18 protein-coding genes and 1 tRNA gene are annotated in these 17329 nt (G+C 43.9%); 17 read left to right on the top strand and 2 right to left on the bottom strand.

Annotated elements, in window-relative coordinates:
* Positions 1 to 36 precede the first annotated feature (36 nt).
* The 3 genes from C3Y98_RS09215 to C3Y98_RS09205 all read left to right on the top strand — a co-directional run bounded on the left by C3Y98_RS09215 (position 37) and on the right by C3Y98_RS09205 (position 3869).
* On the top strand, positions 37 to 1521 hold the full coding sequence (locus C3Y98_RS09215; protein WP_135278303.1) for a cytochrome P450: 1485 nt from the start codon (positions 37 to 39) through the stop codon (positions 1519 to 1521).
* A gap of 734 nt (positions 1522 to 2255) precedes the next feature.
* Positions 2256 to 3098: a hypothetical protein gene (locus C3Y98_RS09210; protein ID WP_135278302.1), complete on the top strand. Its 843-nt coding sequence runs from the start codon at positions 2256 to 2258 to the stop codon at positions 3096 to 3098.
* 369 nt (positions 3099 to 3467) lie between these two features.
* Positions 3468 to 3869: a hypothetical protein gene (locus tag C3Y98_RS09205; RefSeq protein ID WP_135278301.1), complete on the top strand. Its 402-nt coding sequence runs from the start codon at positions 3468 to 3470 to the stop codon at positions 3867 to 3869.
* Between the two features lie 201 nt (positions 3870 to 4070).
* Here C3Y98_RS09205 and msrA read toward each other — a convergent pair whose 3' ends face one another.
* On the bottom strand, positions 4071 to 4610 hold the full coding sequence (gene msrA, locus C3Y98_RS09200) for a peptide-methionine (S)-S-oxide reductase MsrA (RefSeq protein ID WP_135278300.1): 540 nt from the start codon (positions 4608 to 4610) through the stop codon (positions 4071 to 4073).
* 134 nt (positions 4611 to 4744) lie between these two features.
* Between msrA and C3Y98_RS09195 the strand changes: the two genes are divergently transcribed.
* From C3Y98_RS09195 to C3Y98_RS09175, 5 genes are all read left to right on the top strand, one after another.
* Positions 4745 to 5974 carry a Y-family DNA polymerase gene (locus C3Y98_RS09195; protein WP_135278299.1) on the top strand — a complete coding sequence of 410 codons (1230 nt, stop codon included), beginning with the start codon at positions 4745 to 4747 and terminating at the stop codon, positions 5972 to 5974.
* A 164-nt stretch (positions 5975 to 6138) separates the two neighbouring features.
* Positions 6139 to 6822, top strand: coding sequence for a glycine zipper 2TM domain-containing protein (locus tag C3Y98_RS09190; protein WP_135278298.1), 684 nt, complete (start codon positions 6139 to 6141; stop codon positions 6820 to 6822).
* A gap of 150 nt (positions 6823 to 6972) precedes the next feature.
* Complete coding sequence (locus C3Y98_RS09185) at positions 6973 to 7941, top strand: hypothetical protein (protein WP_245234352.1); 969 nt, start codon at positions 6973 to 6975, stop codon at positions 7939 to 7941.
* The gene (recJ, locus tag C3Y98_RS09180) at positions 7938 to 9638 is read left to right on the top strand and encodes a single-stranded-DNA-specific exonuclease RecJ (RefSeq protein WP_135278297.1); all 1701 of its coding nucleotides are present in this window, start codon (positions 7938 to 7940) and stop codon (positions 9636 to 9638) included. The genes C3Y98_RS09185 and recJ overlap by 4 nt, the downstream gene beginning before the upstream one ends.
* A 7-nt stretch (positions 9639 to 9645) precedes the next feature.
* Positions 9646 to 10500, top strand: a complete 855-nt coding sequence (locus C3Y98_RS09175; RefSeq protein WP_135278296.1) for an NAD(P)H-hydrate dehydratase — start codon at positions 9646 to 9648, stop codon at positions 10498 to 10500.
* Between the two features lie 93 nt (positions 10501 to 10593).
* On the opposite strand, the gene pagP is transcribed toward C3Y98_RS09175, so the two are convergent.
* Positions 10594 to 11142 (bottom strand): lipid IV(A) palmitoyltransferase PagP, encoded by a 549-nt coding sequence (gene pagP, locus C3Y98_RS09170; RefSeq protein WP_135278295.1) that lies wholly within the window; start codon positions 11140 to 11142, stop codon positions 10594 to 10596.
* 173 nt (positions 11143 to 11315) lie between these two features.
* Between pagP and tpiA the strand changes: the two genes are divergently transcribed.
* The 9 genes from tpiA to nuoF all read left to right on the top strand — a co-directional run bounded on the left by tpiA (position 11316) and on the right by nuoF (position 17309).
* The gene (tpiA, locus tag C3Y98_RS09165) at positions 11316 to 12068 is read left to right on the top strand and encodes a triose-phosphate isomerase (protein ID WP_135278294.1); all 753 of its coding nucleotides are present in this window, start codon (positions 11316 to 11318) and stop codon (positions 12066 to 12068) included.
* Positions 12069 to 12140: 72 nt separating this feature from the next.
* Positions 12141 to 12482 carry a preprotein translocase subunit SecG gene (gene secG, locus C3Y98_RS09160; protein ID WP_135278293.1) on the top strand — a complete coding sequence of 114 codons (342 nt, stop codon included), beginning with the start codon at positions 12141 to 12143 and terminating at the stop codon, positions 12480 to 12482.
* Between the two features lie 19 nt (positions 12483 to 12501).
* Positions 12502 to 12586 (top strand) — tRNA-Leu (locus C3Y98_RS09155).
* Positions 12587 to 12714: 128 nt separating this feature from the next.
* Positions 12715 to 13071 (top strand): NADH-quinone oxidoreductase subunit A, encoded by a 357-nt coding sequence (locus tag C3Y98_RS09150; protein ID WP_029144011.1) that lies wholly within the window; start codon positions 12715 to 12717, stop codon positions 13069 to 13071.
* 7 nt (positions 13072 to 13078) lie between these two features.
* A complete protein-coding gene (locus C3Y98_RS09145; RefSeq protein WP_015832544.1) occupies positions 13079 to 13555 on the top strand; it encodes a NuoB/complex I 20 kDa subunit family protein in 477 nt (158 codons plus the stop codon).
* Positions 13556 to 13587: 32 nt separating this feature from the next.
* Entirely contained in the window at positions 13588 to 14184 is a 597-nt protein-coding gene (locus C3Y98_RS09140) for an NADH-quinone oxidoreductase subunit C (protein ID WP_135278292.1), read from the top strand.
* Complete coding sequence (locus C3Y98_RS09135) at positions 14177 to 15430, top strand: NADH-quinone oxidoreductase subunit D (RefSeq protein ID WP_135278291.1); 1254 nt, start codon at positions 14177 to 14179, stop codon at positions 15428 to 15430. Before C3Y98_RS09140 ends, C3Y98_RS09135 begins: the two co-directional genes overlap by 8 nt.
* An 89-nt stretch (positions 15431 to 15519) precedes the next feature.
* Positions 15520 to 15993, top strand: a complete 474-nt coding sequence (gene nuoE, locus C3Y98_RS09130; RefSeq protein ID WP_135278290.1) for an NADH-quinone oxidoreductase subunit NuoE — start codon at positions 15520 to 15522, stop codon at positions 15991 to 15993.
* Positions 15993 to 17309: an NADH-quinone oxidoreductase subunit NuoF gene (gene nuoF / locus C3Y98_RS09125; protein WP_135278289.1), complete on the top strand. Its 1317-nt coding sequence runs from the start codon at positions 15993 to 15995 to the stop codon at positions 17307 to 17309. Before nuoE ends, nuoF begins: the two co-directional genes overlap by 1 nt.
* The last annotated feature ends 20 nt before the right edge of the window (positions 17310 to 17329 follow it).

The following is a 17329-nucleotide window of genomic DNA, read 5'->3' as shown; positions in this document are numbered from 1 at the left end:
TTACATTTTGTATTTGATTCTTTATCAGGGTAGATCATGAGTTTTTTAAAAAATATATGGCAACAACTTCTAGGGATTAACCCATTTAAAGGAGATATGTTGCCGTCGCGTGTATATGTGTTTGAACGTGGACGTCCATGTCTTCCTTTTCCTCATCTTTTAAACTACAAAACGCCTTTGTCTATCTTTGACGCTTTTTATACAAATGCTAAATCAGCAGATTTATTTGAGCGAGATAACAGATATTTGTATGTGATGGGTATGCCTCCGGTTTTCATTACGCGTGACCCTGCCGTGATTAAAGCTATCCTACTTGCAACTGGCGACAAGCCTGGGCAATTTGATCGTGATACTGCGCCAATGAAGGGGATCGCTCAAGCAACAGGCGTTAATTCTTTATTATATGCAAACGGTAAAGTATGGCGAAAACAAAAACAGATGTCGGCAAGACCTTTCGGTAAAGGCACTTTGTTTCAACCTGAAGAGTTCCATGAGTTTGAGAAAACCTTTCGTAAAACGATAGAGGAGCGACTAATCGTTTTACGTGATGCGCAAGAGATTAGTAAGCAAAAGTTTACGCGAGTGGAAATTGAGCAGGAAATTCAGCCCATCATGTTAGAAATGTTAGTCAATAATTTCTTTGGAGGTTCGGTTGAGTATAAAGAACTGCGTGAACGCTATGTGCCCGCGTTGCTATCATTAATTGATTATATGATTACTAATACAGTAGCACCCAACCTTTCAGCTATTCATCAATTTGTTACAGGTAAACATGTTGCCGTGCAGCAATGGCGAGAAGCCCTTGAGGACTTAACTGATATTGCACTTGCGGGCAGAGGTGAGAAGGCTGGACATTGGAAAAACTTCATTGGTGATATTGAAGATGAAGAGGCATTGCGCAGTAACATCAGAGTATTTTTAGCTGGGGCGTTAGAAGCGACGACGTCGTTTGCGACTTGGACGCTATCTCACTTGTCTCGACAACCTGAGTTACAAGAGCTAGTGTATAGCGAAATAAAAGACATTAATGTCTACGATCCTGAAAGTTTAACAGAAGCAAAGTTGCTTAATCATTGTTTAAATGAAACTTTGCGTTTAACGCCATCGTTGTATTTTTTTCCTAGAAAAGCCACAGCCGATACTTGGCTTAAACTAGACGACACAAGAAAAATAATGATTCCTAAAGGCACCACAATTCGTTTAGACATTTGGAATGCAAACCGTAACGAATTCTTTTTGGGTAAACATATTTCAGGATATCCAGCTGATTCTTTTGTTCCAGCGCGTTGGGATGTGCTAGCAAGTGAAGGCATATCGCGAAAAAATTTAACGCATTTTGGATTTGGTTTAGGGGCTCGTGTATGCCCAGGTCAATTTCTGGGTCAGTTAGAGGTTGGTTTAGTAGTAGGGGCTTTTATTAAAGTGTTCAAGTTCAAGGCTGTCAATAACGTAACTGGAGCACGTGCGGGTGTTACAACCAAACCGGATGACGGTACGTTGATTGATATTGAGCTAAGGTAAACTACCTTAAGATCAACATAGAAAATAGTAGCCGGTTTGTTTATGTTAGGTGATGGGGTAGGGGCAGTTCATATCAGGTGGATGAGGGAAGTTTAATTTTACACTGACCCTAATTATTCGTGAAAGCATTAAAGGTGGCCTAGGCGGAGCGATTGGTTATGGTATAGGAAGTTCCGCAACCAGTGGTTTAACAAAACCTATTAATCCCAATGTATCTGTTCTATTTCAAAATTATGATAATCTTGCCCCGCAGTTGTGGGGTAATGGAATAGGAGGGAGTGCTTCAGGTATGACCCCTATCATTTATGACCAAATTAATACAACGAAAAGCCCTAAATGAGAAAAAAATATACGTATGTAAGTTCGATAAGTGGATTTCTGAGAAATTGGTTGAAGAAAGTTGGGGTAGTGTGATTTTTGCGCTAGCCATAGTTTCATTATGCTATACCATCTTTTACTTTCTTCCTGAGATTATGCTTTATATAAATGGTTACGCAGAGCGGCCAAGCCGTCATAAATGGACCATGATGTGGTCGAGTACGTTATGTGGAATCTGGGTATTTCTCATATTGCTCAAAACTATTCGCTTGTTAAGAAAGGTAATTTTAAAAAACGAGTGAGTGATTAATAATAAAAATAGGGGACAGAACACTATTATGATGGCATTCAAGCAAAGGAAATCAACGGAGCCCGGCCTTATTGATTGGTACTCAATCACATTCGCAATGCTTGTTGTGTCATTACTCATGCCTAAGTTGCTGTTTGCCGCAGACTTGGAAACATATAAAAATTTTAGAAATCCACAACAACGCCTTGATCAAGACTACCCCGTGCCCCCGGGCAGCTATACTATTCGGATAGACGATCGCACCTTCAGTATGACGATTCCAGAAGGCAGGACTGCAGCGACCTACAATCGGAATGATATTGACACGCAAAATTATCGGGAGCAAATCTCCGAAGCAATTAAAGTATTGGACAAAAATTTACCTAATCGGATGTTGGGCTTGATAGGCTTTTGGCGTAAAGACCAGACGGGTACATGGCCATTTGTGAGCACATATGGTGCAACTTCGATTGGTACTGGTCTTTATCTAGCACCTGAATGGGAGTCAAAGATAGACCGCACCTCAGATAAAGAGTCATTGTGGGCGGACTATCGAACTTTAGAAAGTCTGGTGGAAAAGACGAAAGGAACTATTCAACAATTCGACGCTAAAGGTAACCGCCTAGGTAGAAAAGAAACCCCAAGAGATGTGGTAGTCATCAATGGACGACAATGGGCACGAGAGCATTACGAAAAAGCGGCTATTGTAGATTTGCCGGAGGAAACTGTAGACACCTATTACACCGGCGTATCAGAAAACAGTTATATACGATTAATAGTAAGAGCACCCTACACGGCAAGCCGTTACCCTAAAGATAAAGAGCGCCCAGAGTGGGTGAAACAATCTTCTGCATTTATTGCGCAAGCCTTAACATCAATCAAAATATCTGCACCAGCTGGCAGTGCTGAACCAGATTTTTTCACTGTAGATGAATCACAGAATACACCCATCGAAATGCTTGTGCCGTAAGAAGAATAATTGGGGTCAGTGTGGAATTAAATTGTGAATCGCCACTAGTTTACTAGACACTATCTTAATAGTCTTGTTTTGCAATTAATCAAACGCTTAGTCTACAAATGATTTGTACTGTACCTATGTCAATTGTTGTTGACTGCATTGTTGTTAACTATTCAGTTAACAACAATTTACAGTGAAGGTATTCAGAATTGAGTAGCATGTATGTTTAATACATTCTGTTCGCAATTTGGCTGTGTTGTTGAGTTGACAGGGGCCTGTTGCAACGATTGAATGGCATGCAAAAAAGTAGTTTGCGTGATTAACGAAACACGCTACTACCTTGGTATGAGTTTAAAGTGTAGTGGCAATTAAGGATTGGGAATGAGTTTTGTTAGTAAGCGGTTATTGAGGTGTGGGTTTTTGTGTGTTTTATGCCTTGTGTCAATTGCAGTATTTTTTGCCATGGAGAACGTATCAAACTCAGTTTTGTTTAGGATAATTTTGGCACTAGATGTGAGTTTTTTAATATGCAATATTGCGCTCGCCATGCGATTTCTATCGCAGGGATACGGTGATTTTTTAAAGATGATTTCGCATAAAAATGAAGAAATGTTTTTATCAACGGTATTCGTATTATCACCATTGGCTTTTTCAAATAAATATCTTAATGATACGGGAAAAATATTAAGAAATAGTATGGTGAGTAACGCTGTTTCATTTGTTTTGATTGTGATTATTAACATAATCATAGGACTTTTATTAATCAATCTAATACAAAGTTAATTGCAATACTTGTATAAGTAAAGATTACGGTAGTCGCCCTCTCTGCTAGACATAATAATAGCGAAGCAATGACAGTGACAGTGAATCAATGAAGCAAGGCTTCATTGATTATTCTTTAATAACTGGTGCAAAAATATCTAATATAAACTAGTGTTCAAGTCTGCCAATTACTGTAATCGATTAACACTAAGCCTCACATGCTTAATCCTTAATTAACTGCGCATACTTAGCCCGAATCTTTGCTGCTTTAGGTGCGGCTACTGCCATGCAGTAAGGCTGGTTTGGGTTCTTGTCAAAATAGTACTGGTGGTAATCTTCTGCCGGGTAAAACACTTCAGCAGCATTGACCTCAGTCACAATTGGGTTAGCCCAGATATGTTGTTGATCTAACGCTTTTATCATATTCACAGTTACCGTGCGCTGTGCTTCATTTTGGCAAAATACTGCTGAGCGATATTGCGTACCAATATCGTTGCCTTGGCGGTTAGGTGTGGTGGGGTCGTGCGATACAAAAAATATTTCAAGCAGTATTTCAAAGCTAATTAAGTCTTCATCATAAGTAATCTGTATCGCCTCTGCGTGGCCAGTATCACCATTACAAATCTGCTTGTAGGTTGGGTTGGTAGTGTGGCCGCCAATGTAGCCTGATACCACTTTTTTAACGCCGTTAAGCTGGCTGAATACGGGTTCTGTGCACCAAAAGCAACCGCCGGCAAATACTGCAATTTGTTCCTGACTCATGATGTAATCCTTATAATAATGCTTTGGGTGTTTAAGCTATATTTTATGCTTAGCGCTAATTATCTGCTGTATTGTTAGTCACAACATCAAGCTAAACATTCATTTTTTCTAAATATTTCTCATCGCCATTATTCATGCAGTTAAATGCTTTATACGTAGATTTTAATTCTTACTTTGCTTCAGTTGAGCAACAATTGATGCCTGAGTTGAGAGGCAAGCCGATCGGCGTGCTAGCGGTGATGGCAGAAACTACCTGCTGTATTGCCGCCAGTTATGAAGCAAAAGCGTTTGGTATTAAAACGGGCACTTTAGTCAGTGAAGCACGAAAGCTATGCCCGGATATCATTTTTGTAGAGGCGAGGCCGCCAGTTTATGTGCAGTATCACCACTTTTTAATTGATATTGTAGAAAGCTGTACGCATGTAGAAAAAGTGCTTTCGATTGATGAAATGGTTTGTAAGCTGACTGGTAGCCAGCAGCAGCCAGAAAATGCGCTGAAATTAGCGGCAAAGATTAAATCAGCACTTGCGGAAAAGGCTGGAGACCTTATCCGTTGCTCTATCGGCATTGCTCCCAATACTTTTTTGGCGAAAGTGGCGTCTAACATGCAAAAGCCTGATGGCTGCGTGTTGATAGCACCGCATGAGTTACCGCAGCGTTTATATGGTTTAAGGTTACGTGACTTAAACGGAATTGGTAAGCAGATGGAGGCACGGTTAAATCGATATAAGATTACGACAGTGGAGCAGTTGTATTCGGCTAATCGGCAACAGTTGCAAGTGGCATGGGGTAGTGTAGAAGGCGAGCGCATGTATGATAAGTTGCGCGGGATAGAGCCTTATTACGTGAAAAATGCACGCAGTAGTTTAGGGCATTCACATGTGATGCCGCCTGAACAGCGCAATGAAGTAGGCGTCAGGGCGGTGTTGCATAGGCTGCTACAAAAGGCTTGTATGCGTATGCGTAGCTACGATCTACTTGCTTCAAGAATCAGTGTTAAGGTGAAGTTTAGAAATATGCCCAGCTGGCAAAAAGAAAGTGCGCTTTCGCCCACAGATAATACGTTACGGCTGATTGAAGCATTAGAAACCTTTATGCAGCAATATCCACAAACTAATGCCGAACCTTATGCGGTAGGGGTGTCTTTTTCAGGGCTGGTCACCGCAGACGAAGTCGCTCGTGATTTGTTTCAGGTAGCCCCACTAGAAAGTGAAAAGAAGTTAAATCAGGCAATTGATAGCCTTAATTCAAAGTTTGGCAAAAACACGATTTACTTTGGTGGTGCACATGAGGCGCTAAAGGATGCGCCAATGCGTATTGCGTTTAATCACATTCCTGATATGGATGTAGAAAGTGATGAGTAAGTCATTTTAGGTGCTTATGGTTTGCGCTAAGTAAAATCATTAGTTACAAATTATTAACAATTGCAGGTAAGCCAATTTAAATCAATCGCGTTAACTGAGCATGGTCACGACTAATTGGCCTGATTCAGTGGCTTAATAAATTCTAGAAATAGAGGAGAAGTAAAATGCGTAAATTTAAGTTGAACGTTGTGAGTAGCACGCGCTTGGCGATGGCTGTGCCTGCATTAATCGCAGCAGTGTTTGCAACGCCAGCGTTGGCCAGTGATCAATATGTCGATACTGCCCGTGTGATTTCAGTCACACCACAAACCGAGCGTATCAATACTCCACAGCAAGAGTGCCGTACCGAGTATCAGCAACAGAGCTACTCTCAAGGTAATCGCTCTATGACAGGTGCCATTATTGGTGGTATTGCCGGTGGTTTGTTGGGTAATACCGTAGGTAGAGGTAGCGGCCGTATTGCTGCTGCCGCAGTGGGTGCAGGTGTTGGTGCGATTGCGGGTGATCGTATTGCAAATAGCCGCCCCAATGAAGTGGTAACGCGTAACGTCCCTGTAGATGTATGTTATCAGGTGGACCGTTGGCAAACTGTGAATACCGGTTATTTTGTTACTTATGAGTACAACGGCAGAACATACAACACGGTGACTGCTGAGCATCCTGGACGTTATGTAGATGTTAATGTGATGGTGGCACCAAACCGTTATACAACATCACAAGTCAGCTATATTGAGCCAGGTTACCGTCGTGATGATCAATGGCGAGGTCATCGTGGCCATAAAAAGCAGGATTGGAAAGATCAGGAACGTGATGGCCGCTATGATGGAGATAACCGTCGTTACTACTAAGCGTTAGATAGTGCATAGTATGCCCCGCGTGATTGGGTTGTGATTCAGCCTAGTAGCAATAAATGCTACTAGGTTTTTTTACGTCATCTACCCCATATCGGGCTAGTTGCAAGTAAAATTAGTGCTTAACTATCAATTGAAAATAACTTAGTGAAGCTTACTGTAGACTGTGTATCGACTGGGCAACTCTTTGCTATACCAGCAAGTAGCGTGCTGGCGTATTTGCTCTCTAAAGCCAGTATCCGCGAAGAGGCCTTGCCGCTAGAGGCATTGGTGTGCTCGCAAAGCCGCTTGGTGCCTATGCCAGACTATCCTATTGCTGCTATTGCTGCGGCGGAGGACGGGCTGGATGTCGGCACGGACTACTGGCTGCGTGCTGATCCTGTGCATTTGGTGCTGCAGCGTGACAGCTTTAGCTTAAATGAGCCTTGTCCATTAGCGGTATCACGAGCGCATGCACAAGCGATGATTGCCAGTTTTAATGCGCACTTTGCACAAGATGGTTTAAAGTTTTGTTTGGGGGAGTCTGGTGCATGGTATGTATCTTTAGCGCAGCCACCACAAATTAAAACTGCACTGCCAGCAATGGCGATGGGTAAAAATATTGCCCACTTTATGCCGCAGGGCGGTGCATCAGGTCAATGGGTGGCGTACTTAAATGAGGTGCAAATGCTATTACATGCACATGTTGCTAATACTGAGCGTGAAGGTGCGGGTGAGGTTGCGGTGAATAGCATTTGGCTATCTGGCGGCGGCGTGATGTCAGCGCCAGCAAGTGTAAAACCTGATAGCGATATTGATTGCTTAGCTGGAAACAGCACCTTGTATCAAGGTTTGGCTAAGCGCTCTGGATTGATGTATCACGGCATATCCGCATCATTGCAAACCCTTATGTCTCAGGTGGCAGGCCACGCGCACGTGCGCGTGCAATTAGCGCAGGGCTTACTGTCGGCAGAAAATAGCTTACAGCCATTATTAAACGGGTTAAAAAACGGCAGCATCACACAATTGGTGCTTAATCTAGCTTGTTATGAAAAAACCTTGGTGGCTACAATTAAGCCGCTTGATCTCTATAAATTCTGGCGGACAACTAAACCTATGAGTGCGTATTTGCTATGACGTCGATTACACAACGTAATGCGCCTGCTGCAATAGTGCAGAGCCTTCAATCATCAGGCATCTCGCCGCTGATGTCTCGCTTGTTATCTGCACGCGGGGTGTCTGATATTGCGCAAACCAGTATTCAATTAAGCGCATTGCTGCCGCCGCAGCAGCTCACGCATAATCAGTCCATGGCAAAGTTGCTGGCTGAGGCAATCAAGACCAATAAGAAATTGTTAGTGGTTGGAGATTATGACGCAGATGGTGCCACCGCTACTGCTGTTGCGGTAAAAGGCTTGCGTTTATTTGGCGCTAACGTAGATTTTTTGGTGCCCAATCGTTTTGAGTATGGTTATGGCCTCACTCCTGAAATCGTCAAACTTGCCGCAACACAAGCACCAGACGTGATTGTGACGGTAGATAATGGTATTGCCAGTGTGGATGGCGTAGCAGTTGCCAATGCAATGGGCATACAGGTATTGATTACCGACCACCATTTGCCTGGCTCGCAAACGCCAGAGGCGGCCTGTATCGTTAATCCTAATCAGCATGGTTGTACTTTCCCCAGTAAAAATCTTGCGGGTGTAGGCGTCATGTTCTATTGTTTACTGGGCTTGCGGGCAGAGTTGCGTGAGCAGGGTGCTTATCAGTCCAGTGTTGAGCCAAACTTAACCGAACTGCTAGACTTAGTCGCTTTGGGTACGGTCGCGGATTTAGTAAAGCTGGATGAAAATAACCGCATTTTGGTAGAGCAGGGCTTACGCAGAATCCGTGCTGGGGCATGTAGCCATGGGGTTGCCGCTTTGCTTAAAATTGCAGGGCGTGAACCAGCAAAGGCCATGGCGCAAGATCTGGGTTTTTATGTGGGGCCGCGATTAAATGCAGCGGGTCGACTAGATGATATGACCTTAGGTATCCAGTGCCTGTTAGCAGACACTGAAAAAGATGCAGTCATGCTCGCCCAGCAATTGCATGATCTAAATAAACAAAGGCGCAGTATAGAAGCCGACATGCAAGAGAGTGCCAATATCTCGCTTGATGATATCGCGATTGCAGATCAATATTCGATCAGTATCTACGAGCCTGATTGGCACCAAGGCGTGATTGGGATTTTAGCATCCCGCATTAAAGAACGTCACCATCGCCCAGTAATTGCATTTGCTGACGGCGGCTCCGGTTTGCTCAAGGGCTCTGGGCGTTCAATTGCAGGCCTACATCTACGTGATGCTTTAGATTTGCTGAGTAAGCATCAGCCTGATCTGATATTGAAGTTTGGTGGCCATGCCATGGCGGCCGGTTTGACTATAAAAGCTGAGGATTTCAATCTATTTAAATTGAGTTTCGAAACGGTAGTCAGAAGCCTACTCACCGAGGCGGATTTAGAGGCAGTGCTGGAAGTTGACGGTAGCTTAAGCGCGAACGATATGACCTACGCCATTGCACAAACGCTAGAAAATCAAGTGTGGGGGCAAGGTTTTCCTCCACCCTTGTTCTACGATGAGTTTGAGGTGGTCAATCAGCGCATCTTGGCCGAGAAGCATTTAAAACTTGGCTTGAGGGCATTGTCCAGCCAATCGGCAGCAGTGATTGATGCGATTTATTTTAATCAAACAGAATTTTTAGATAGCCAAATTCAAGCAGCCTATCAATTGCAAACTAATAGCTACAACGGCACGCAAAAAGTACAATTAAATATCCGGCATGTGAACGTTTAATCACAGTATGCAAACAGACCAGCACTTAATCACCAAACAAATGCTCCAGCCTTGGCTACCAGTCCGTGCAGTAGATGCGCATAAAGGTAATTCAGGCAGCGTTGCGATTATTGGCGGTGATAGTGGCATGGTCGGTGCCGTATTGCTAGCGGCAAGGGCTGCATTGCTGTCTGGAGCAGGCAGGGTTTATGCCGCAATGCTTTGTGACACAGCGCCTGTAGTAGATTTGCTACATCCAGAGGTTATGATGCGTAAGCCAGATACGATTGCAGCATTGTCACAGCTAGATGCTGTCGCAATTGGCCCGGGTTTGGGTCAATCAGATAGAGCTATTGCCGTACTGACTTTTTGGCTCGCTCAAGCACGCCCTTTGGTGCTGGATGCAGATGCGCTGAATTTAATCGCTCAACATCATCATTTAACAGAGCTATTGAAAAGTCGGCATGCCCAAACCGTTATCACTCCGCACGTGGGCGAGGCTGCAAGATTAATGGCTATCGGCTCGGTAGATATTCAAAAGCAGCGAGTTGAAGCTGCCATTAAATTGGCACATTCACTACAAGTGACTTGTGTGCTTAAAGGTGCGGGCACTGTGATTGCCGAGCAAGATGGCAGTTATTGTATTAATAGCACCGGTAATTCTGCGCTGGCTACAGGTGGTACCGGTGATGTGTTAACTGGCGTTATCGCAAGTTTAATCGCACAAGGCTTGGAGTCAGTTCGCGCAGCTAAACTTGGTGTTTATGTGCATGGTGCGGCAGCAGATTATCTGGTTGCGCAGGGGGTAGGGCCTCTCGGTTTAACTGCATCAGAGCTCATCACTGCGGTGCGGAGCGAAATTAATCAACTAAGCCTATGCTAATCATGCAGTGTATTTAAGCCGGTAGCGATAGGGTTTTGTACTAGATAATTGTCTAAGTTGATATTTGGGCGTGCAAAGTACGTGCGCTACTTGCTACTTCAATTGCCATTTGAGCCAAGTAAATAAAATGTTGCCATTCCCTTGGCCGCCTACAATATAGGTAGATTGCACCGCGAATTGCTTGTATTCAATAGATGCAAGAGGCGCAATCACAGGTATTGGTAGGTAATGATAGTCTTGACGTAAAGTTACCCCTACCGTGTAGCCAGCGCCTAAGCGAAAGTCATTATTGGCATGCCACATTTTTTGAAAGGCGTATCCCGCTACAGGCTCCGTCTCGTTATGTGAGTCTGCAAATACCATTGCATATATGCCATGCCAATCACCATCGGCATCGTACCTATATTTACCAATTCCTAGGCCCCATGGCTGCTCATTGTAGCCATCTATTTTTTCCTTATCATAGAACTGGCGGTTGTGCCACGTGCTGACTGGTACGTACAATTCGTACTCGCTGCTGTTCCATGTTTCGCATAACGTGTTTTTAACATCACTCCAAAATCCATCAGATGAAGTATCGGCAAATGCATGAAAGCAGGGTGAAATGATCAGTAGCGTTATAACTGCAAGTTTTTTAATCATGATTAATCATACTATTATTCGTGCTTAAATCCCATCATCTAAAATTAAGTTACAATGTTGCACGGCCATTGCTAATTAAAATAGCGGTGCTAATTTCACTAGCAATATCGCCTGCTTAAAGTACATAAACCATATACTTTTAGTTTAAAAACTCAAGAAAAATTAGGGGTAGCATGCCTAGAAAAATAGTCGTTGCCAATTGGAAAATGCATGGCAACTTAGCCACGAATCAGCAGCTTCTGCAAACTTATATTGATCGATTAGATACACTTAAAAATGTTGAAGTGGTTGTCTGTGTCCCATATCCATATCTTGCACAAGTGCAAAGTCTTTTGCAAAACACCTCCATCGCATGGGGTGCTCAAAATCTAAGTAAAGATGTGGTCGGAGCGTTTACTGGTGAAGTAAGTGCAAGTATGTTGAAGGACTTTGGCGCAACTCATGTGATTATTGGGCATTCAGAGCGGGCAACGGCTTATTGCGAGTCTGATGAAAATATTGCAGCCAAGTTTATGCAAGCTAAAGCGCACGGTTTGGTGCCGATACTCTGCGTCGGTGAAACATTAATCGAGCGTGAGGCCGGTGTGATGGAGATGGTGGTTGCAAAACAGATTGATACCATTATTAACCTATATGGTGCGCAAGTGTTTGCCAATACGATTATTTCTTACGAACCCATTTGGGCGATCGGCACCGGTTTGGCAGCTACACCAGATCAAGCGCAGAGTATGCACGAGTTTATTCGGCATAGGATTGCAAGCCATCACCAAGAGGCGGCAGCCAGCTTGAAAATCCTTTATGGGGGGAGCGTAAATCCGCAAAATGCGGTACAATTATTTAATATGCAGGATATTGATGGTGGCTTAATTGGCAGGTGTTCATTAAGCGCAGAAGAATTTGAAGGAATTTGCCGGGCGGCATCTTAGGTTTTATATCAGCCAACATGTTGATTTGGCTGGGTTTTATCCCAAGTGTTGCGGTGGTGTATAAGGTTAAAAATGGAAAATATAGTATTGGTAATTCATGTGCTGGCGGCTACTGGTGTCATTGGCTTGGTGTTGTTGCAGCATGGTAAAGGCGCTGATATGGGCGCATCTTTTGGTAGCGGCGCATCAGGTAGTTTGTTCGGTGTGTCTGGCTCGTCTAATTTTATGAGTCGCGCAACAGCGGGTTTCGTGTTTGTATTTTTTATTACCAGTTTAACTTTGGCTTATTTGTCGAGTCATAAAGCTAGTAGCGGTAGCGTGGTTAAAGCAATGTCAACTCAAGCGGTTGATGCTGCTAAACCTGCAGTAACTACTACAACAGAAGCAACCAGTACTGAGGCTGTGCCAAAATAATCATGTAATTTAAGCATATGCCGTCGTGGTGGAATTGGTAGACACGCTATCTTGAGGGGGTAGTGACGAAAGTCGTGAGAGTTCGAGTCTCTCCGTCGGCACCATTTGGAAGTTTTGATTTTTTGGTTGAAAGCAGTGAATATCTAGTCTCGAAGTTGGTTGGTTCTGGCGGTAATAGTGCTGTGCTTTTAATTGTTGCAAATTCTTTAGTGATTTAGTCTGGGGTTTGTTAGTGCTAGAAAATTATTTTCCAATATTGTTGTTCATTCTTGTGGGTTTGGCAGTTGGTGTTGGCCCGCTAATCCTATCTAAATTAGTCTCCCCAAGCAGACCTGACTCTGCAAAAAACTCCCCGTATGAATGTGGCTTTGAAGCCTTCGAAGACGCGCGTATGAAATTTGACGTGCGCTACTATCTTGTTGCTATCCTGTTTATTTTGTTCGATTTGGAAATTGCATTTCTATTTCCGTGGGCTGTTGTGTTGCAGGAAATAGGCTTGTTCGGTTTCCTTGCTATGATGGTTTTTTTAGGCGTACTTGTGATTGGCTTCATCTACGAGTGGATGAAGGGCGCATTGGAATGGGATTGATTGAATCATGAGTCTTGAAGGTGTTTTAGAAAAAGGGTTTGTCACCACTACGCTGGATACGGTGATTAACTATACCCGTACTGGTTCTTTGTGGCCGATGACTTTTGGTTTGGCCTGTTGTGCGGTTGAAATGATGCATGCAGGTGCTTCACGTTACGATCTTGATCGTTTTGGTATCGTATTTCGCCCTAGTCCACGGCAGTCAGATGTGATGATTGTGGCTGGGACTTTGGTCAATAAAATGGCGCCCGCATTGCGTAAAGTGTACGACCAGATGGCTGAGCCGCGCTGGGTTATCTCCATGGGCTCGTGTGCTAATGGTGGCGGTTATTATCATTACTCTTATGCTGTTGTGCGCGGGTGTGATCGTATTGTTCCAGTTGATGTCTACGTGCCAGGTTGTCCGCCTACTGCGGAGGCGTTGTTGTACGGCATTATCCAGTTGCAAAATAAAATTAAACGTACAAACACCATCGCCCGTTAAGTTAATCGGTCTGTTAAATTAAGAACAAAATTATGTCAGCTAAATTAGATCAGCTATTAGCCAGTTTGCAGGCGGTGCTTGGTGAGAAAATTACCAAGCAAACTGTGGCTCTGGGTGAAGTTACTATTGAGTGCCGTGCCGAAGATTATCTCGCTGTTTGTCAGTTGCTACGTGATGCTGCTGCTTTAAAGTTTGAGCAGTTAATTGACTTGTGCGGTGTGGATTATCAAGAGTACGGTGAAGGCAGTTATGATGGCTTGCGCTATGCAGTGGTCTGTCATTTCCTCTCTGTCTCCTTGAATCAGCGCCTGCGTTTGCGCGTATTTGCTAAAGATGAAGATTTCCCAATATTGCCAACTTTAGTTGGTGTTTGGTCTGTTGCCAATTGGTTTGAGCGTGAAGCGTTTGACCTGTACGGCATTATGTTTGAAAACCATCCAGACTTGCGTCGTTTGTTAACTGACTATGGTTTTGTTGGTCATCCATTCCGTAAAGATTTCCCTATGATAGGTAACGTTGAAATGCGTTATGACCCCGAACAGCAGCGTGTAATTTATCAGCCAGTTTCTATTGAGTTACGTAATAACGTACCACGCGTGATTCGTAGTGAAGGAGCGCATCGTGGCTGAGATTAGAAATTACACCATGAACTTTGGTCCACAGCACCCAGCAGCGCACGGTGTGCTGCGCTTGGTGTTGGAATTGGATGGCGAGGTGATTCAGCGTGCTGACCCACATATTGGTCTATTGCACCGCGGCACTGAGAAGTTAGCTGAAAATCGTACTTACTTACAAAGTGTGCCTTATATGGACAGGTTGGACTACGTGTCCATGATGTCTAATGAGCATGCCTATGTAATGGCAATTGAAAAGATGTTGGGGCTCGAAGTCCCGGTACGCGCACAATATATTCGTGTGATGTTTGATGAAATTACCCGCGTGCTGAATCACTTGTTGTGGCTAGGTGCGCATGCCTTAGACGTAGGTGCGATGACAGTATTCCTGTATGCATTCCGCGAGCGTGAAGATTTGTTTGATGTGTATGAAGCAGTATCTGGTGCGCGTATGCATGCTGCTTACTATCGTCCAGGTGGTGTTTATCGTGATTTGCCGAACTCGATGCCGCAATATCAAGTGTCATCTATGCGCAATGCCAAAACAGTTAAAGCGCAAAACGAGAACCGCCAAGGTTCACTTTTAGATTTTATTGAAGACTTTACTAATCGTTTTCCTACTTATATCGACGAGTATGAAACATTGCTGACTGATAACCGTATCTGGAAGCAGCGTACAGTGGGTATTGGTGTGGTGACCCCAGAGCGTGCTTTAGCACTTGGTATGACTGGACCAATGTTGCGTGGCTCGGGTATCGAGTGGGATTTACGCAAGAAACAGCCTTATGAAGTTTATGCGGATTTGGATTTTGATATTCCTGTAGGTGTTAATGGTGACTGTTACGATCGTTACTTAGTGCGTATGGAAGAGTTCAGGCAATCTAACCGCATCATCAAGCAATGTGTAGATTGGTTACGTAAAAATCCAGGCCCTGTGATTACTTCAGATAATAAGGTTGCGCCACCAAACCGTGAAGGTATGAAGACCAACATGGAAGACCTGATTCACCACTTTAAACTTTTCACTGAAGGCTTTCATGTGCCTGCTGGTGAGGCGTATGCTGCGGTTGAGCATCCTAAGGGTGAGTTCGGTATTTACATGGTGTCAGATGGCGCGAATAAGCCATACCGTTTGAAGATCCGTGCACCAGGATTCCCACATTTGGCAGCACTGGATGAAATGACCAAAGGCCATATGATTGCCGACTTGGTTGCAATTATCGGTACCCAAGATATCGTTTTCGGAGAAATCGACCGATGAACGCAGTCTGCAATATTTCTTCGTTGTTGTTAGCATTTTCGTCATTGCCATGTGCGCTGTTGCGCTGCTTGGAGTAGGAATTAATTAGTATGTTAAGCCCAGAAGCAACCACAAAAATAGATTATGAGTTGACCAAATATCCTGCTGATCAACGGCAGGCTGCGGTGATGAGTGCCTTACGTATCGTACAAACTGAACGTGGCTGGTTGTCAAAAGAGAGTATTACAGAGGTGGCGCAATATTTAGGGATGCCTGAAATTGCAGCGATGGAAGTGGCAACTTTTTACAATATGTATGACTTGTCGCCAGTCGGTAAATATAAAGTAACGATCTGTACTAATATTTCATGCATGCTACGCGGCTCTGATGAAATCGTTAGCCATTTGCAGAACAAGCTTGGCGTAGGCTTTAATGAAGTTACATCAGACGGTAAGTTTTGCTTAAAAGAAGGTGAGTGCATGGGTTGTTGCGGTGGTGCGCCGTTGATGCACGTCAATAATACAGAAATGCATGAATTTTTAACCACAGACAAAGTGGATGCAATTATAGAGGGGCTTAAATAATGGTCGCTTCTAGCAAGCCAGTTGTGAAAACAGATTTGGCTGGACAAACTTTGGTTACGCTACGCACGCTAACTGAGGAAAATCCAGCGTCATTGGAAACCTACCTGAAGTTGGGTGGGTACGCCGCACTGAAGCGTGTGGTCACCGAAAAAGTTAAGCCTACCGATATTATTACTGAGGTGAAAACCTCTGGCTTACGCGGTCGTGGTGGTGCAGGTTTTCCTACCGGTCTTAAGTGGAGTTTCATGCCGCGTTATTTTGACGGTGTGAAGTATCTGGTTTGTAACACTGACGAAGGCGAGCCTGGCACTTTTAAAGACAGAGATATCATTCGTTACAACCCGCATCAATTAATTGAAGGTATGGCAATCGCTGCATATACGTTGGGTGCGCGTGTAGGCTATAACTATATCCATGGTGAAATCTGGCAAGATTATGAAATCTTTGAGGCTGCCTTGCATGAAGCAAAAGCCGCCGGCTATCTAGGTGAAAATCTATTTGGAACAAACTTCAGTTTTGATTTGTACGCAGTGCATGGTTATGGCGCCTATATTTGTGGTGAAGAAACTGCATTGATCGAATCAATCGAAGGCAAAAAGGGTCAGCCACGTTTTAAACCACCATTTCCAGCAAGTTATGGTGTGTTTGGTAAGCCGACTAATGTCAATAATACAGAAAGCTACACTAGCATCCCTTGGATTATGCAAAACGGCGGTCAGGCATTTGCTGATTTAGGCGTTCCAAATTCTGGTGGTACCAAGTTGTTCTCTATCTCTGGTCATGTTGAAAAACCAGGCAACTACGAAGTTAACATGGGCATGCCGTTCACCGAGCTTTTAGCTTTGGCAGGTGGCATCTGGAAAGGCCGTCAATTGAAGGCAGTGATTCCTGGTGGACCATCGACTGCGGTGATGCCTGCATCCGCAATTATGGGTGCCACCATGGATTACGATGGTTTAAGTAAAGCCAGATCTAGCTTGGGTGCTGGCTCAATGATTGTGATGGATGATACAACTTGCATGGTAAAAGCCTTGCATCGTTTGGCTTATTTCTTCTATGAGGAAAGCTGTGGTCAATGTACGCCTTGTCGTGAGGGTACTGGCTGGGTGTATCGTGTGATTGACCGTATCGTTAAAGGTCAGGGCAAAATGGAAGATTTGGATTTGCTCACGGATGTAAGTAACAATATCGCAGGTCGTACGATATGTGCGCTTGGTGAGGCGGCGGCAACCCCAGTGTTAAGTTTTATTAAGCATTTCAGGCCTGAGTTTGAATACTACATTCAGCACGGCAAGAGCATGGTTGACGGTAAATAACTGTAAAGACGGTAAAAATA

It is taken from the genome of Methylotenera oryzisoli (genome assembly GCF_004661485.1).
Taxonomy (GTDB): domain Bacteria; phylum Pseudomonadota; class Gammaproteobacteria; order Burkholderiales; family Methylophilaceae; genus Methylotenera; species Methylotenera oryzisoli.
This window is presented reverse-complemented; position numbering and strand designations above follow the sequence as displayed.